Source organism: Chitinophaga arvensicola (assembly GCF_900110835.1).
GTDB classification, from domain to species: Bacteria; Bacteroidota; Bacteroidia; order Chitinophagales; family Chitinophagaceae; genus Chitinophaga; species Chitinophaga arvensicola.
In genome coordinates, this window is the sequence record NZ_FOJG01000001.1 from 3,668,930 (window position 1) to 3,685,425 (window position 16,496).

Sequence of the window (16,496 nt, forward strand, 5' to 3'; positions counted from 1 at the left end):
TTCTCTGTTTTTTATTCTTTATCTTCGCGGCCGTTCGTTACTACGCTATGCCAAAGAAGAAAAAGAAGAACCAACAGCACAAAGGATTCAGTAGTTTAGCCATTGTCGTTATACTCCTCATTGCAGGATTTGCAGTGACCACGTGCTCCCGGAAAATTACCGGTGATAAAGGGAAAACCCCTGCGAAGAAATCATCTCACAAGAAAACTAATAAACCGCGGACCAGTACTTTCCTGCTGGCAGAAGATTTTGAATCGGGATCCAAAACCAATTACAATAATGCAGAGGTGGAATTATCCAGCGGAACCTGGAAATTCAAAGATGCTGTAACCGGTGGTCTTGCCGAAGATCATAAAACCGGTACGCAGGCGTTGCGTATCCGGGATAACGGTATGGCCGGAATGAAATTCGATATTGCCGTAAAAGGTACGGTAACGGTTACACTGAAATATGCGGCCTATGGTACCGATAAAAGTGGTACGTGGGAATTGTGGGCATCCGGCAATCGCGGACAAAGTTATTTTCGTGTAGGGGAGGCGGTTAGTGTAAGTTCCGCTACCCTGAAAGCGGCCACGTTTACGGTGAACAGTACGGGGACTATCCGTTTTGAGATCCGGAAAACGGATGCCGGCAACACCCGTATCAATTTTGATGGGTTCCGGGTAACGGCCGGAGGAAAAGAACCGCCGGCGCCGCCCGCAGGTAAACCAGCAGGTGGCGATGATGATAATATGTTGCTGGGTAATCCCAGTGATGCCAGCGCCGCCCTGGCGATGGCCAATAATTACCTGATGGATAAGGAATATTATAAGATGTCCTATAACCGCGACCGGGGAACGCCCAACTGGGTGTCCTGGCATGTATCCCGTAAAGACCTGGGTAAAATGTCGAGGGCAAATGATTTCCGGCCAGACGCAGATATTCCGGACACCTGGTACCAGGTGTCTCACACCAGCTACATCGGAAGTGGTTTTGACAGAGGGCATAACTGTCCTTCGGGCGACCGTACCGCTACCCGGGCAGCCAATGAAGCCACCTTTCTTATGACCAATATGATTCCGCAGGCGCCTAACCATAACCAGCATCTCTGGAAAAACCTGGAAGACTATACCCGGGACCTGGTGATGGATGGCAACGAGGTGTATGTGATCATGGGGAATTATGGCAGTGGGGGTACAGGAAGTAAAGGACCGGCAAAGGCGATAGACCGTAATAAGATTATTGTGCCGGAACATATCTGGAAAGTTTTAGTAGTATTGCCAGAGGGGAACAATGATATTCAGCGTATTAATAAGAATACCCGCATCATAGCGGTGAATACGCCGAATAAAAATGATGTGAATACCAGGTGGAGTGCTTATCTGACTTCAATAGAGGAGATAGAAAAAGCGACCAGGTATAAATTATTGGATAAGGTGCCTGCTACCGTCAGGCAGGAATTAATAAAAAAAGTAGATGCGGGACAATAGGCAATGTATCGTTAAAAAAAATATTATGTTGTTATGGTAATTAAATTATAAATTGCATAAAATTATTATGTTTTTGTAGTTTGTGTCCAGATATGCAGAAAAAATCATGATAAGTTCCTTTGACAACCAGATTGGCATAATTTTATTGAAAGTACCGTAGCAACATGTAACTTATTGGAACCTTGAAGCGTTATTACTAATACGAAGCTAACTTAAAGTATAACTGACCGATTATTAACAGAATTGAACCTACACTTTTCTTGATTATATGCACGTATAGCAAGATGGAAACTGTGCACACAACGAAAAGGGGATAGCGCAAAATAATGAAGATGATATGGCGTTATATGAAGAAAGCTAAGCAATATGAGCTTTTTAAACATTAATTTTATATCTAATTAATATGGGTGAAAGAGTGTCGGTGGCCTTGCTTGTAACAACATACAACTGGCCGGAAGCATTGAAGCTGGTGCTGGATAGTGTACTGGTGCAAACCGTCCTCCCTGACGAAGTCATCATTGCTGATGATGGCTCCGGAGAGGCTACCAGGGAAGTGGTGGAAGCTTTCAGAAGAAAGACCAATATTCCGGTCAAGCACTTCTGGCATCCTGATGAAGGTTTCCGTAAGACGATTATCATCAATCAGGCCATTACCGGTACTTCTTCTGACTATATAATTCAGATTGACGGAGATATTGTGATGCATGAACTTTTCATCAAGGATCATATCAGCGAAGCAGAGAAGGGATATTTCATCCGTGGCAGCCGCGTATTACTGCAGGAAGAGATTACCCGGAGATATTTGAATAACGGACAATTTGAAAGAGTGTCCTCTTTTAGCAAAGATGTCAGAAACCGGATCAATTCACTGCGGATTCCCTTCCTGGCACCCTTGCTGATCAAGAAAAGTCAGCGTTCAAGGAACTGGATCGGTTGTAACTGTGCTTTCTGGAGAACTGATTTTATGAGAGTAAACGGTTATAATAATGAATTGAAGGGCTGGGGGCATGAAGATATAGAGCTGGCTGCCCGTTTTATTAATTCCGGATTGTTTCAGAAAAAAGTGAAATTAAAGGCCGTATGCTATCACCTGCATCATCCTTTTAACTCCAGGGTACACGAAAATATCAATTACCGGGTTTATCTCGACACTTTGAACCAGGGGATTGCTTATTGTTCCAACGGTTACCGTCACCATTTAACTGCCGAATAAATCAGTCAAATTATAAAATGAATAAGCCGTCCTGCTATTAGTGGGACGGCTTATTCATTTTTATGGGTAATCAATGGAAGTTATTGATCAGCTGGTGGTGGCGCCGGCAGCTTTCCACGCTATCGTTCCCATACAAGTGGTAATATCACCATGGTTGTTTGCTTCGGAAGCATTGCTGAGTTCCAGTCTTACAGGCGCAGAAAGGTCAATGCCGGTAATTGTTGTGAGCGTCACAGCGTTACCTTCCAGGTGACTCCTCAGCTGGAGGCTATCTGGCCCGGTTCTGATAATCAACAGTTTTAATAACCAGTCACCTGTTCCAGGTGTAAACGGCCCTATAAGGGTATTACCTACAGTGATGGATATTTTTTTAGTGTTTGCGTTGCTGGCCACTTTCCCCGCAAATTCAGCTATTATCTTTTCGCCATTACCGGATAGTATGTTCTCCGGGAGGAGATAGGAATATAGTGAAGCAGGGGTATTTGTCTTTGCGGCCATAACAGGTTGCGCCGTATAGAACTCCTCTAAGAGCAGCGCGCCTCCTGTGGCAGCAGGCAATTGGCCGGCGGGTATTTTACCCGAAGCGTCGAGTGTGGCGAGGCCATTGGCTGCTGCCGGAACATAATTTTCCAGCGATGGAGTAATTATTGAAGTGATTCCCGTCAGGTTAGTCAGCAAAGCGCTTGTCCAGCCGGCATCCCATGTTGCAGCACCACCTGTATAAGAGGTCATGACAGACTGCACCCAGATTTTAGGCCTGCTCCATTGTGTAGTGATATCGCCGATCAGGATACAACAGTTTTGGCCATCATATGCTAAACGCACCAGGCTGGAGAAAGGATTCCGGCCAGTAACTTTCGCGCTGCCTGATGTCCATCCGGAGCCAGCGGAGGTGTTCATACCTGTCACTGTGATGTCGAAATGCTGTCCTGTGCCCTGGTTATAATTATTCCCACTTAATCGTACAGACATAATCGTATTATTCCACCCAAATGGAAGGGTTATTTTCACCGCTCCTGTTACGCTGCTGCTGTTATCCAGGAAAAAGGCGTCTCCGGGTTGGAGGATTTCCCTTAATCCGTTTGCATTTGTTTTGAAAACATGGTCAATACCCCTGTCAGTTTTATTACCGGTAGCTGTAATGTTTTGTAGCGTAAAGCCATCTTTTGAACCAGCCACCAGGTCGTTGTCTATTTCAGCGCCATTAATGAAAGTGTAGTTTGCGCCATCCAAATCCTTGATGGTGTTGTTTCTTAGTTTAATGCCTTTTGTTTGGTCATTAATGTAAATGCCATATCGCTGGATTTTTTCGACGCTATCATTTACTACTGTATTGCCAAACAGCCCGCAATTGGAGGACCCGAATGATACATAGATAGCATAGGAGGCATTAGTAACCACCTTATTACCGTTATTGACAAACATATTTTCTGAGATAATGGCATTTTCCAGTGTCCGGGCCAACGTATTATCTCCGCATTGGATGCAGTGATATGCGCCTGCAGTGCTGGTACCGTTGTCTTTGAAAAAGTTGTTGGAGATATTAATATGCTTGCCGTATGCCTGTATGCTTGTTTGCGTATTATTCAGGAACTGGTTGTGCGAAACATCGATCCCGTAATTGAAATCAGTTTGCTGGCTGACATTACGTGCGATACTGATACCAGTGGCATTCGCTTCTATGATATTATCACAGATAATGAGGTTTTTCCCGCCGTTTCCCCAGTTTTCGACAGGGAACTGTGAAACATTGGCTTTAATATCCATCGCTTTAACACCGCTATTGAGCAGGTGATTGGACGATATGATGACCCGGTCGCCGGAGGCAAAAAGATCGATGGCATCTCTCACAAAACCTTTAATGTAATTATTGGAGATGACCAGGTGGGTACATTTTTTTACTGTTTTAATACCATCTCCGCCTGTATTTTCATCGGTACCTTTTCCATTGGTGATCCTGTTGTTGGTGATGCGGATATTGCTGATGATATCTCCTGTAATGGTAACATCGATGTTGCCTACAATGATGCCATCTTTTACCTTGTCAATGATATTTTCCGAGAAAATTACATTACTGATGGAACTGTTGGGAGCGCAGCGCAGCCAGAATGCACGCATGGCATCTGTGAGGCTGCAATCTTTGATAACAATATTGTCGCCGGAGGTAATTTCAATGAGCCCGTTGGTGACAGTGCTGCAGGGGGCAGTAAAGGAAAGCCCTTTAATGGTGATATTGGAGCCCCCTCCGTTGATGATAGCGGTGGGGCTGCTCCCCTTTTTTTTGAGAACTGTATTTTCCCTGTTTTCTCCGATAAGATTTATTCCTGCCAGGTTGCTCCCGATAGCGGCGGTATCTTCAAACAGATAGGTGCCCCGGGGGAAGTAAAGGTCACGGTAGCCGGCACTTATGGCTTTGTTGATGAAGGTGCTGTCGTAGACTATTACGTTGTTATTGTCTTTATCTACGTAGGGAACGCCTTCTCCTGTGGCGCCAAACCATTTTACATTAATGGGCTCTCCGTCCAATAGTCTTTTCCAACGGCCGGTTGTGAAAGCTTCGGCTTTGATAATAGTGCCATCGTTGGCGGTTTCCACACTGGCTGGATCCCAGTAGAATTGCCCGCCGCCTCCCGGTTTATCGCTGTGGTACTGTACCAGGTGGACCAGGCTCTTGTCTGTAGGTGGAGTTGGGTAGGCCTTCATCTGGGTAAGATAGTCAAATGTCATTTATTGAGGTTTTATAAACGGATATGGTTAACGATTCAAACTTACCAGCCTGCCACGCATTGAACTTACGTACCGGAAAAACATATATATGCGCATGCTGCAAATAAGAGAGGCCACCTTTGGAGGCGGCCTTTCCGGATATATTATATGATCAGCTTATTGCTGAAACGTCTGCATTTCGATGAGGCGTTTATAGATACCGTTGTTGTTCAATAGTTCCATATGGGAGCCCTGTTCTGCCACCTGGCCGTTATCCAGTACAATAATCAGGTCTGCATTCTGAATGGTGCTCAGGCGGTGGGCAATCACCAGCGAAGTACGGTTCTTCATCAGGTTATTTAAGGCATCCTGTACCATTTTCTCAGACTCTGTATCCAATGCGGAAGTAGCTTCGTCCAGCAGCATCAGCGGTGGATTGGAAAGTACGGCACGGGCAATACAGATACGCTGCCGCTGACCACCGGAAAGTTTGGAACCTTTATCCCCGATATTGGTTTGGTAGCCATTCTCCGTTTTCTGGATAAAATCATGTGCATTGGCAATCCTGGCAGCAGCTTCTACCTGTTCGGGGGTCGCATCAGGTTTGGCAAATGCGATATTATTGAAGATGGTATCGTTGAAGAGAATGGATTCCTGGTTCACTACGCCCATTAATGCCCGTAAGGACTCTACGGTGACAGATTTCAGGTTTTTACCATCTATGAGTACACTGCCCGATTGCGGGTCCATAAAGCGGGGGATCAGGTCCATCAGCGTGGATTTACCACCGCCGGAAGGGCCAACGAGCGCCACTGTGGAGCCTTTGGGTATAGTAAGATGAATATTATTCAGTACTTTCTTTTCACCGTAAGCAAAAGACACCCCATCAAAACGGATGGCATCGGTAAATCCGTCCAGTGTGATCGCATCGGGTGCGTTGGTAATGGCAGGTTGCTGGTCTATCAGTTCCAGTACGCGATCGCCGGCGGCAATGCCTGAGTGGATACTGCTGAAAGCCGTGGAAATGGCTTTCGCCGGCCGCATGATCTGGGAGAAAAGCGCGATATATACGATAAAAGTAGATCCATCCATACTTCCCTCATTCTTAAGGATCAAAGAACCGCCATAGTACACTATGCCCGCTACCATCAATACGCCCAGGGTTTCAGACACCGGCGAGGCCAGTTGTTGTCTTTTGGCCATGGACCGGGAAATCTTTGAATACTTCCGGTTCTGATTATCGAAACGGCGGGTAATGAAGCCTACCGCATTAAATGCCTTGATGATCCGGATCCCGTTCAGCGCCTCGTCGAGGTAACTGATCATCATACCATAAGTTTGGTGGGAGGCGGTGGCCTGTTCCTTCAACCGCTTTACGATCCTGGCGATGATCAGTCCCGCTACGGGAATTACCATCATAGAGATCAGCGTCAGTTTAAAGGAGATGAGGAATAACATCACCAGGAAAGAGAGCAGGGTAGCCGGCTCCTTAAATAATACCTGCAGTGTGCCGGTAACGGTATATTGCACCACCTGCACATCAGAAGCTATTTTCGAGATAATATCTCCCTTACGCTCATTACTGAAATAGCCCAGGTGGAGGTTCATTACATTGTTAAATACGGTACGACGGAGGTTCAGCAAGGTCTGGATGCGTAAACTTTCCATGGTTCTGTCTGCAAAATACCGGAACAAATTGCCCAGTAAAACGGAGGTAGCAATACAGGCGCACACAAATTTCAGGCTTTCGAGTTTGCCGTAGGTGGTGGAAATAAAGGTGGTATAATGCTTAAATACGGCGAAGATGTCAAAGTAACTGGCCGGCATCGGTGCAATGACCTGGTCCGGATTTTTACTGAATAAGGTATCGAGCAGGGGTGCCAGCAGTGCAAGGTTTAGCGTGCTGAATATGACAGACAACAGGGTGCAGATAATATAAGGAATCGCAAATTTATTAATTGGTTTCGCAAATGATAAAAGTCGGAAGTATGTCTTCATATTTAATTATAATCGTAAATGATTGGACCGTGCATAAAAAAAACCGCATCGTTGCTGATGCGGTTCCTTAAGTTTCAATTTCCTTTTTATCAATAACTTAAAGAATATTTTTCGGACGCACATTCAAGCCTGCAGATCATCAGTAAAAACTGCAATCAGGGCTCAAAAATAGCCCTTTTGGCTTAATTGTCAAAAGATTTGGTCCTGTCCGTAATATATTCCGTTATAGATGACGATCCTTCGTTTTTATGGTTGTGCCAGTATTTTCAGCGCGTCGGTATCTTTATACTGGATCATTAACTGTTTCAGGTGTTCTTTTAAGGTGGCAGTCAGTTGCTCATAGCCTTTCTGACCATACAGGTTATTGACTTCCTGCGGATCTTTTTTCAGATCATACAGTTCCCAGCTGTTTGATTCTCCATAAAAGCGCACCAGTGTATATTGTTCGGTACGGATACCGAAATGCGGATACACGTGGTGAGGTTGCGGAAATTCATAATAGTGATAATAGGCTTCTTTTCTCCAGGACACCTTTTTGTTATCCGCTTTCAGCAACGGCAGAAAAGAAGTGCCCTGTATATCTGCGGGTACTTTTACGCCGGCGATGTTTAAGAAGGTAGGCGCCCAGTCGATGTTCAGCATCAGCTGGTCAATGGAAGTGCCTGGTTTTACCACGCCCGGGTATTTGATCACAAAGGGGGTGCGAAGCGATTCTTCATAGATAAAGCGTTTGTCGAACCAGCCATGTTCGCCCATATAGAAACCCTGATCGGAGGCATACACCACTACGGTGTTTTTGGAAAGACCTGATTTATCAAGGTAATCCAGGATCTGGCCGATGTTACGATCCAGCGATCTGGCGGTGGCCAGGTAATCTTTCAGGTAGCGTTGGTATTTCCATTCCACCAGTGCGTCGCCGCTCAGTTTTTGTTCATCGAATTCTTTGCTGATCTTATTTTCGTAATAATCGATATATGCTTTTTTCTGTTCGGGCGTAAACCTGCCATAGATACCTTTTTCGTAGTTGGCATGTACTTTCAGGTCTTCTTTCAGCCGCATTGTTTTATCGATGGTCATGTCCTGGTTTTGCGCGGCCAGGCGGTTTTTGTAGTCGTCTTTGAACGTAGCAGGCAATGGGAAGGTTTTATCATCATAGGCGCCGAGGTCCTGGATATCCGGTAACCATTCGCGGTGGGTGGCTTTTTCGCCCACTACCAGGAAGAAAGGTTTGGATGTATCGCGTTTTTCAATCCAGTTGAGCGACAGATCTGTGATGATATTGGTGACATATCCTTCTACGCGTGTGGTATCATTTGGACCGATGAGATCCGGATTATAGTATTGGCCCTGGCTGTTGAGGATACGCCAGAAGTCGAACCCCTTGGGCAGGTTGCCGAGGTGCCATTTTCCGATCCAGGCTGTCTGGTAGCCGCTTTGCTGCAATAGCGCGGGAAACAGCTGTTGTTCCACATCGAATTTTTTCTCATTCAGCGTATAGCCGTTAATGTGACTATACTTGCCGGTGAGCAGGGTAGCGCGGCTTGGCCCACAGATAGAGTTGGTGACCAGTGCGTTTTTGAAGATAGCACCCTGGTTAGCGATACGGTCGATATTGGGTGTTTTGACCAGTTTGCTGCCATAGGCGCTGATAGCCTGGTAGGCATGGTCGTCCGAGAAAATGAAAATAATATTGGGTCGTTGTTGCTGTGCATAGCTGCCGGAAGCAGCGAGCAGCAGCAGGCATGCCCATGATTTTTTAAGATAGTTTGTGGCAAAGAATTTCATGTTCCTATTTTTATCTCCTGAAAAAAACTACTGTGGGTAACCAGTATTTTGTGTTAATGATTTGTTCACGTCTCTTTCCCGCTGGGGGATTGGGAACAAGATATGATAATCCTGAATCATTTTATTGCCTTTTGCTTTTAGTGTGCTGACGAGTTTCCCGGTGCGGACCAGGTCGAACCAGCGTTGGTCTTCAAACCCGAATTCCCAGCGGCGTTCGTTGAGGATGGCATCGCGGAAAGCCTGCTGGTCCAGCCCGGCGAGGTCCGTTTGTGCGTTGGCGGTAGCAGTGGGTTTACCGTAGGCGCGTCTTCTTACTTTGTTCACTGCTTCAAATGCTTCGGTGGTTGGACCGCTGATTTCGTTGAGCGCTTCGCCGTAAGTAAGGAGCATGTCGGCATACCGGATCACGTGATAATTGAGGGTACCTTCTCCCAGGGTAGTGATGGCAGCGGGATCGAAGTATTTGAACCAGTGAGGGCGGAATTTCGCGAGGCCTGCGCCGGCATCATATTGGGTAAAGAAGGTACGGTCCCTGCGCAGATCGCCGGGTTGAAAGCTGTCGTAGAATTCCTGTGTGGGTACATCTGCGCTGTTGCCTCCCACGGTGCCGCCGCCCGGTAAAGCAATGGTGGCGCGTGGAAGATAGAGTGCCAGTCCGAAGCCATTACCACTGCCGGTATTGCCTTTACATTGCACAGAAAACAGCACTTCCTTGTTGAACCGGTTCTGTGGTGTGAAAATATCAAAGTAGCTGTCGAGCAAGCCGTAGCCGGTTATATCCAGTGCCGCTTTTGCCTTATCCCTGGCTTTCGGGAAATCCCTGAGGGTGAGGTATACTTTTGCCAGCAGGCCGGTGGCAGATGCTTTGGTGGCTCGTCCCAGGTTGGCGTTGGAATTAACGGCATCCAGGTTTTGTTCGCCGAATTCCAGGTCACTGATGATCTGTTTGTATACCTCTGCTGTAGCGGTTCTGGGTACATTTACATTATTCAGTGAGGTGGTCTGATGCACGATCAAAGGTACATCGCCAAATAAACGGACCAGGTTAAAGTACAGCAAAGCTCTTATAAACCGGGCTTCTCCGAGGAGGCGATTTTTTTTGGTATCGTTGAATGCAATCCCGGGAATTTTATCGATAGCGGTGTTGGCATTGGCAATGCCTTTGTAGAGTGCCGGGTAGAGTGTGTAGATACGGTCGTTTACCGGACCAAAGGTATAATCTTTCAGGGCAAAGATGTTGGAGTTAGCTACGCCTTGTCCGCATTCTGCATTATCGGTGGGCAATTCCGCCAACAGGTAAATGCCACGGAAGTAGATATCCCACTGGTTGTTGAGCACATCATAAGCGGCGGTGATGGCGGCATCTGCATCGGCTTCTGTTTTATAGAAGTTGCCTTCCACCATGATTGATTTTGGATTTTCTTCCAGGAATTTCTGGCAGGAAGAGAATGCGGTGGTTACTAACAGTAACGGGTATATTAATTTTTTCATCTTCATTTTTTGATTGTTGGTTAAAGTCCCAGGTTGATGCCTACCATGTAGGTTTTGGCACTAGGATAGGCATCAGAGTCGATGCCACGGAGGATGTTATCCTGTCCGCTCTGGTTGGTTTCCGGATCATACCCGGTATAGTGTGTGATGGTAAACAGGTTCTGTGCAGCTACGTATACACGTAACCGTTCCAGGTGTGCAGCCTGCAACCATTTGCGGGGAAGATTGTATCCCAGTGAAAGGTTGCCCAGTCTGAAATAGGAGCCATCTTCCAGTTGTGCGTCGGAGAAGAGGAAGGAGCGGTTCAGGCTGGCGCGTGGAATACTGTTGCTGGGATTGGTGGGCGTCCATCTGTCTTTTACCCTGGCAGAGCTGTTCTTCTGACCGGTTGGGAGGTCCAGTTCCGCGCGGGTACTGTTCAGGATGGTGTTGCCATATACCCAGTTGAAGGAGGCGCTGAGATCGAAATTATTCCAGGCGAAATCATGGGTCATACCACCGAAGAATTTGGGCTGTGCATTGCCGATATACTGGCGGTCTTTCGCATCCAGTTTTCCATCGGCCAGCACGTCTTTATACCTGCGGTCGCCTGGTTTGGCGGTTGGTTGTGCACTGCCGGCAATATCATCTTTCAATTGAAAAATACCATCGCTTACATAGCCATAGAAGGCATTCAGCGGCTGGCCCGGACGGATCACTATAGGATCTGATATTTTCAGATAGCCGTTTATTTCACCAGTGAGGATTTGCTCTATGGGACCAAGGCTCAGTACTTTATTCCTGTTGGCGGAGATGTTGAAAGTTGTATTCCATCTGAGTTTACGATCTGTGATCAGCGCCGATACCGCCAGTTCCAATCCTTTGTTCTCTACGCTGCCGATATTTTGCAGGGCAGAAGTGAAGCCGGTAGACCAGGGTACATTTACCCAGAGCAGCATATCGGTGGTTTTCTTGTAATAGGCGTCGGCAGTAACGGTGAGGCGCCCACGAAAAAAGGAAGCGTCCAGTCCGATATCCGATTGGGAGGTGGTTTCCCACTTCAGGTCTTTGTTGGGAATATTGCCCGGGGCATATCCTTTCACCACGTTGTCGCCGATGATATAGCTCATGTTGCTGAGGCCGGCGAGCGACTGATAACTATTGATTTCCTGGTTACCGGTTTTACCATAACTACCACGTAATTTCAGTTCATGAAAAACGTTCAGGTCTTTGATAAACTCTTCTTCAGACAGTTTCCAGGCCACGGATCCGGAGGGGAAATAGCCGTACTTGTTGTTGGCGCCGAATTTTGAGGAACCGTCTGCGCGGGCGGTGAGGGTCAGGAGGTATTTGTTGTTCCAGGCGTAGTTGATCCTGCCGATAAACGAAGCGAGGCTCCAGGTATTTACGTTGGTAACAGGTGTATTTACAATCGCGCCGGAGCCAAGGTTGTCAGCACCCAGCAGGTCGTTCACAAATCCGGAAGCCGACGAAGTAACAATATCGCGCTGGTATTGCTGTACGGTAAAACCAGCCAAAGCGGTAAGGCTATGTTTTGCGATCTGTTTTTTGTAGGTCAGTGTATTTTCGTTCAGCAGGGAGGTAGCGTTGGCAGAGGAAGCAGATCCTATACCCTGGAGGCTGTATCCGCGCAAGGTGGTACGGGGAGCGTAATACTTTTCTTTTGTACTGAGGATGTCTGCGCCTATGCTGGTTCTGAATTCGAGACCGGCGAGTATTTTATAGCTGGCGTAGATATTACCCAGTACGCGGTTGTTGACACTGTTATTGGTCAGTTCTTTTGCGGTAGCAACCGGGTTGCCCATTGGAATGCCCCGGTCGTTTTCCAGTACATAAGTGCCATCTGCCTTATATACAGGAAGTATAGGAGAGAAGGCCAATGCGGAGCCGATGACGCCTATGGTACCTTCGCCGCCGCCGGTGGCGCTCAGGGCCTGGTTGGCATTGGTTCTGGCGATGGTGAGATTACTACCAAAGGAAAGCCGGGTAGTGGCCTGCCGCTCAAAGTTAAACCGCGTACTGTATCTCGAGAAATCAGAATTAATAATAATACCCTGTTGGTTATAGTAGTTGAGCGATACGGCATACTTTGTTCTGGCGTCGCCACCGGAAGCGGCTAACTGGTAGTTCTGCAGTGGTGCTTTGCGCAATACTTCATGCTGCCAGTCGGTGCCCTTGCCGAAAGCAGCAATCTGTTGTGGCGTAAATACCGTGGTGCCGTTGGCGTCATTGACGAGTTGTGCAAATTCGGTGGCATTCAGTAACGGCAATTTCTTTGCTGCTTCCTGGGTGCCATAATAGGTATTGAATTCGATTTTAGTAGCGCCTGTTTCCCCTTTCTTCGTGGTAACGAGCACCACGCCATTGGCGCCCCTGGCGCCATAGATAGCGGCAGCGGAGGCGTCTTTCAATACCTCAATGGATACGATGTCATTGGGATTGATGAGTGACAAGGCGTTGAGTTTGGGACCAGCGGAAGCACCGGCGCCGCTGTTGTCATTGTACACGGGAAATCCATCGATAACATACAGTGGCTCACTGCCGGTATTCACGGAGTTATTACCACGGATACGGATGGTGGAAACGCCGCCAGGCTGATTGGAAGCAGCCGTTACCTGCACACCGGCAGCGCGGCCACGGAGGCCGTTGTCCAGGGATACGGACGGCGTTTTCCTGAATTGTTCGGCGGAAATGGAAGTCACGGATCCGGTCAGATCGCTTTTTTTCTGGGTACCATAACCCACCACTACTACTTCTCCAAGTGCAGTGGCATCTTCTTCCAGCTGGATGGCTATTTTCGTACGTCCGTTTACGGGAACCTGCAGCAATTGATAACCGATACCGGAAATGAGTAAGGTATCCTGTGGGGTAGCCGCCAGTGTGTATTGCCCGGAACCATTTGTGATGGCGCCCTTTCCGGTGTGCTTTACTTTAATGCTGATACCTGGTAAAGGCTCCAGTCTGGCGGATCTGATGGTACCGCTGATGGTAGGGGACTGTTGGCCAAAGCTCCATAGGGGCATAGCAATGCCAAGCCCTATAAGCGCAACGATTTGTTTCATATGTTGATAAATTGAATTTCTACAGACAATAAGGATGCTGCAGCAACGGATTGCTATTTTTTCTTTCGTTCACGATAAGATGTTGCAGTGACTACTTATTCATTTTAGTTGACAATGTTGAATGTTGCGCTACAGGTAAGTATTGGTGGGTTATTTACCTAAGTGATGGCAAAGATATTTTTATTATCCTACAAATCCTATAGACTATTAAATTTTTTTAGGAAGAGGGATGTTTATGTTTTAAAATATAATTTTAGGCTTTACTGGATACTAGTAGGGCATTTGTTTTTAATCGTCAACACGACAAGTTTATAGCAACTGTAGGTATTTATAAACGAAATGTAATAGTAAAATGGATATGCAGACGACTAAATGGATATTGGATAGAGAGACAGCGATTGCGAGTCTCCGTGACACCAGATTATGTCTGTTGACATATCCGATGTTGATTTACCCGAACAAGCTTTTTGACGAACTGGAGAAACTCAGTCACAAAACAATTTCACGGAAACAGATACCTGATTGGGCTACCTTTGTGAAAGAGGATAGAGATATGACCAGTGCCGCATTTTATAAGGTCTTTTTTGACCAGATGGATCCAGCGGAACTTGTGCTGTTGGTTACCGACGAAGGCCATGAGAAAGGCTGTTTTTTTAAATTCTATATTCATGAGTTTATGGATTTTAGTGAGTGGTACGAAGCATATTTTAATCGCGACATCTTTCAGTTTAGCGATTACGTTGCGTTATTTCCCGGGCTGCATAAAATGAAGGTGACAGACGATGAAGGAGGGGTTAGTGAGATTGATATATGGTAATATGTATTTATGATATCTGTGCGGTTTGTTTTTGGGAAGATGATGGTATCTCAGAGAAAGATAAGTATAGTTACCCCAACAGAATGAGCTTAAAGGAAGCGAGGTTGAATTTTAAAGAAGTTGGTGCAATGCATGCTATGTTTTTTGGATAGACTAGACCCGGAAAGACTGTTTCAGTATGCACTCAAAGGATGACAAAGTATTTTTGACAATAAGACAGTGACTATGAAATGGTCATTTTTCAAAATCGCATTTAATAAACATGATTGAAAAATTTGCTTTTCAGAAAGGGGGAGTTGGTGTAGCTGTAATTTTGAATGCGGTAGAAATCAGGGATCCCGTGATATCCGACACTGATCTGTTGGTAAGTGATGGGATTTATGTACGGTTTAGTGCTTCTTCGATTTTTTTAACACCGCATAACATTGAGGAATACTTATTTAGGGCGATCAGGGAACAGGCGGATAGTATTCAGGACTCATCAGGCAGTAACATCTGTTTTGATATTCTGGAGGTCATGTCCACGATGGATGCTTTTAAGGATGAAGCGCTGTATGTTGTGATGAGGGCGTGGCTATCCAGATACTATGATCTTGCTTTACCACCGATACTAGTAGAAGTGGATTTTGAAAGCAGGAGATTTTTGTTTGATATCTGAATAATTTTTAGCGTGGTCTTTTGCGTTGTTTATTATTTAAATGCTTATAATAATGCATGTTCAATTTAATCTCCAAACGTTAGGCTATATCGTTGCCGAATTTGAAACAAAAGCCGGAAAGATAAAGATAGGTCATAGCTCAACGTATGGAGACCAATTCCAGGAACTTCTGAATAAGATTTTTCATATTTATCAATTGGAGAGAAGATCTGAAACAGACTTTTTCCCTTGCTCTTTTGAAGTGATGTGGTATGATGATCGTGTTAACTATGAATGGCGGATTGAGTGTGATCATGCAGCATGCAAGCTACAGGTAAAGGTATTTGAATTGTCAACTTCTGATAAGAAATACAGACGGGAGCTGGTAAATGAAATAATCAGCCTGGATAGCTTGCTGGGAGATATTTTGCTGTCGTTGGAAAACTTATGGCACCGGTTTGGATTTATTGGTTATAAAACAAATTGGGAAGTTGGCAATTTTCCGATGTATGAATTGCTTACTTTAAAGGCGGATAGGTCAGGATGGAATATATTGCCGGAGAAAGCAAATGAAGAGGATGATTGGCGACAGAAAGTTGCAACAGAGAACGAAATAGATTTACTTTTATTTAAAAAGCCATAATATAAAAAAGTGCGGCCAGATGATGGCCGCACTTTTTTAATACTACTTCTCCGCCACCACTTTAAAATCCTCAAACACCACATCAAACGCTAACTTCCCCGGAGCTGCCGCCACAGGGCCTATCTGCACTTTTCCACCCGGAGGAAAATATGCCAGTCTCAGCATATCAAATTTCTTATTATCAAAAGAGTACTCAATCTGTACATAATCGCCTTTGCGCAGCAATTTCAGCCACATACTCTTTGGGCTGTCGTGGCGCGGTACTACCGACCAGTCGGATACTTCCCGGGTTACTACTGCACTTACATTCTGTACGCCGTCTACATATTCAATACCGGTTTTAATCCAGTTTTTGGCATCGGTACGGATCATCAGGCCTGCCTGATGGAACAGCTCTTTATAATGACCGGTAATTTTAACGGTAGCGGTAAAATCCCCTTCCTGTTCCTGGAAATAAAAAGGACCATTATCGCGGATAAAGCCATAGTGTGTTACCTGCCAGTAATCGGTACCGGGGTCAACGGTCACGTTTATCTTGTTCTTATCGGCCGACCATTTCTTAGGGGCATTATACCATTGCATAGTTTGTGCTTTTAATCCCATACTGAGCGCTATGAAAGCGGATATTGCTACAAGTCTTTTCATGATGTTTCCGTAAAAATTTGTGCTAAGATG

The 16,496-nt window shown here is 45.9% G+C and carries 12 protein-coding genes; 6 read left to right on the plus strand and 6 right to left on the minus strand.

The window, feature by feature from the left end; translation table 11 throughout:
- The first annotated feature begins 47 nt into the window (after positions 1 to 47).
- Both BMW79_RS15180 and BMW79_RS15185 read left to right on the plus strand, forming a co-directional pair.
- Positions 48 to 1,469: a DNA/RNA non-specific endonuclease gene (locus tag BMW79_RS15180; RefSeq protein WP_089896117.1), complete on the plus strand. Its 1,422-nt coding sequence runs from the start codon at positions 48 to 50 to the stop codon at positions 1,467 to 1,469.
- Positions 1,470 to 1,872: 403 nt separating this feature from the next.
- Positions 1,873 to 2,682: a glycosyltransferase family 2 protein gene (locus BMW79_RS15185; RefSeq protein WP_089896119.1), complete on the plus strand. Its 810-nt coding sequence runs from the start codon at positions 1,873 to 1,875 to the stop codon at positions 2,680 to 2,682.
- Positions 2,683 to 2,769: 87 nt separating this feature from the next.
- Here BMW79_RS15185 and BMW79_RS15190 read toward each other — a convergent pair whose 3' ends face one another.
- From BMW79_RS15190 to BMW79_RS15210, 5 genes are all read right to left on the minus strand, one after another.
- Complete coding sequence (locus BMW79_RS15190; protein WP_089896121.1) at positions 2,770 to 5,409, minus strand: right-handed parallel beta-helix repeat-containing protein; 2,640 nt, start codon at positions 5,407 to 5,409, stop codon at positions 2,770 to 2,772.
- Positions 5,410 to 5,565: 156 nt separating this feature from the next.
- Positions 5,566 to 7,386, minus strand: a complete 1,821-nt coding sequence (locus tag BMW79_RS15195) for an ABC transporter ATP-binding protein (protein ID WP_089896123.1) — start codon at positions 7,384 to 7,386, stop codon at positions 5,566 to 5,568.
- 246 nt (positions 7,387 to 7,632) lie between these two features.
- Positions 7,633 to 9,171, minus strand: coding sequence for a sulfatase family protein (locus BMW79_RS15200; protein ID WP_089896125.1), 1,539 nt, complete (start codon positions 9,169 to 9,171; stop codon positions 7,633 to 7,635).
- A gap of 27 nt (positions 9,172 to 9,198) precedes the next feature.
- A complete protein-coding gene (locus BMW79_RS15205) occupies positions 9,199 to 10,662 on the minus strand; it encodes a RagB/SusD family nutrient uptake outer membrane protein (protein ID WP_089896127.1) in 1,464 nt (487 codons plus the stop codon).
- Positions 10,663 to 10,682: 20 nt separating this feature from the next.
- Positions 10,683 to 13,724 carry a SusC/RagA family TonB-linked outer membrane protein gene (locus tag BMW79_RS15210; RefSeq protein WP_089896129.1) on the minus strand — a complete coding sequence of 1,014 codons (3,042 nt, stop codon included), beginning with the start codon at positions 13,722 to 13,724 and terminating at the stop codon, positions 10,683 to 10,685.
- 358 nt (positions 13,725 to 14,082) lie between these two features.
- On the opposite strand from BMW79_RS15210, the gene BMW79_RS15215 reads away from it, so the two are divergent.
- From BMW79_RS15215 to BMW79_RS15230, 4 genes are all read left to right on the plus strand, one after another.
- Positions 14,083 to 14,541, plus strand: coding sequence for a hypothetical protein (locus BMW79_RS15215; protein WP_143059166.1), 459 nt, complete (start codon positions 14,083 to 14,085; stop codon positions 14,539 to 14,541).
- Positions 14,535 to 14,693 carry a CPCC family cysteine-rich protein gene (locus tag BMW79_RS34395; RefSeq protein WP_089896133.1) on the plus strand — a complete coding sequence of 53 codons (159 nt, stop codon included), beginning with the start codon at positions 14,535 to 14,537 and terminating at the stop codon, positions 14,691 to 14,693. The genes BMW79_RS15215 and BMW79_RS34395 overlap by 7 nt, the downstream gene beginning before the upstream one ends.
- Before the next feature lie 110 nt (positions 14,694 to 14,803).
- Positions 14,804 to 15,199, plus strand: coding sequence for a hypothetical protein (locus tag BMW79_RS15225; protein ID WP_089896135.1), 396 nt, complete (start codon positions 14,804 to 14,806; stop codon positions 15,197 to 15,199).
- Positions 15,200 to 15,251: 52 nt separating this feature from the next.
- Entirely contained in the window at positions 15,252 to 15,821 is a 570-nt protein-coding gene (locus BMW79_RS15230) for a hypothetical protein (protein ID WP_089896137.1), read from the plus strand.
- A 42-nt stretch (positions 15,822 to 15,863) separates the two neighbouring features.
- On the opposite strand, the gene BMW79_RS15235 is transcribed toward BMW79_RS15230, so the two are convergent.
- Positions 15,864 to 16,466, minus strand: coding sequence for a DUF1349 domain-containing protein (locus BMW79_RS15235; protein WP_245752501.1), 603 nt, complete (start codon positions 16,464 to 16,466; stop codon positions 15,864 to 15,866).
- Positions 16,467 to 16,496: the final 30 nt, after the last annotated feature.

Coding starts and splice junctions, on each gene's coding strand:
- BMW79_RS15200 (WP_089896125.1), bottom strand. CDS start 9,171: ATGAAATTCTTTGCCACAAACTATCTTAAAAAATCATGGGCATGCCTG.
- BMW79_RS15225 (WP_089896135.1), top strand. CDS start 14,804: ATGATTGAAAAATTTGCTTTTCAGAAAGGGGGAGTTGGTGTAGCTGTA.
- BMW79_RS15210 (WP_089896129.1), bottom strand. CDS start 13,724: ATGAAACAAATCGTTGCGCTTATAGGGCTTGGCATTGCTATGCCCCTA.
- BMW79_RS34395 (WP_089896133.1), top strand. CDS start 14,535: ATGGTAATATGTATTTATGATATCTGTGCGGTTTGTTTTTGGGAAGAT.
- BMW79_RS15235 (WP_245752501.1), bottom strand. CDS start 16,466: ATGAAAAGACTTGTAGCAATATCCGCTTTCATAGCGCTCAGTATGGGA.
- BMW79_RS15195 (WP_089896123.1), bottom strand. CDS start 7,386: ATGAAGACATACTTCCGACTTTTATCATTTGCGAAACCAATTAATAAA.
- BMW79_RS15205 (WP_089896127.1), bottom strand. CDS start 10,662: ATGAAAAAATTAATATACCCGTTACTGTTAGTAACCACCGCATTCTCT.
- BMW79_RS15230 (WP_089896137.1), top strand. CDS start 15,252: ATGCATGTTCAATTTAATCTCCAAACGTTAGGCTATATCGTTGCCGAA.
- BMW79_RS15180 (WP_089896117.1), top strand. CDS start 48: ATGCCAAAGAAGAAAAAGAAGAACCAACAGCACAAAGGATTCAGTAGT.
- BMW79_RS15185 (WP_089896119.1), top strand. CDS start 1,873: ATGGGTGAAAGAGTGTCGGTGGCCTTGCTTGTAACAACATACAACTGG.
- BMW79_RS15190 (WP_089896121.1), bottom strand. CDS start 5,409: ATGACATTTGACTATCTTACCCAGATGAAGGCCTACCCAACTCCACCT.
- BMW79_RS15215 (WP_143059166.1), top strand. CDS start 14,083: ATGCAGACGACTAAATGGATATTGGATAGAGAGACAGCGATTGCGAGT.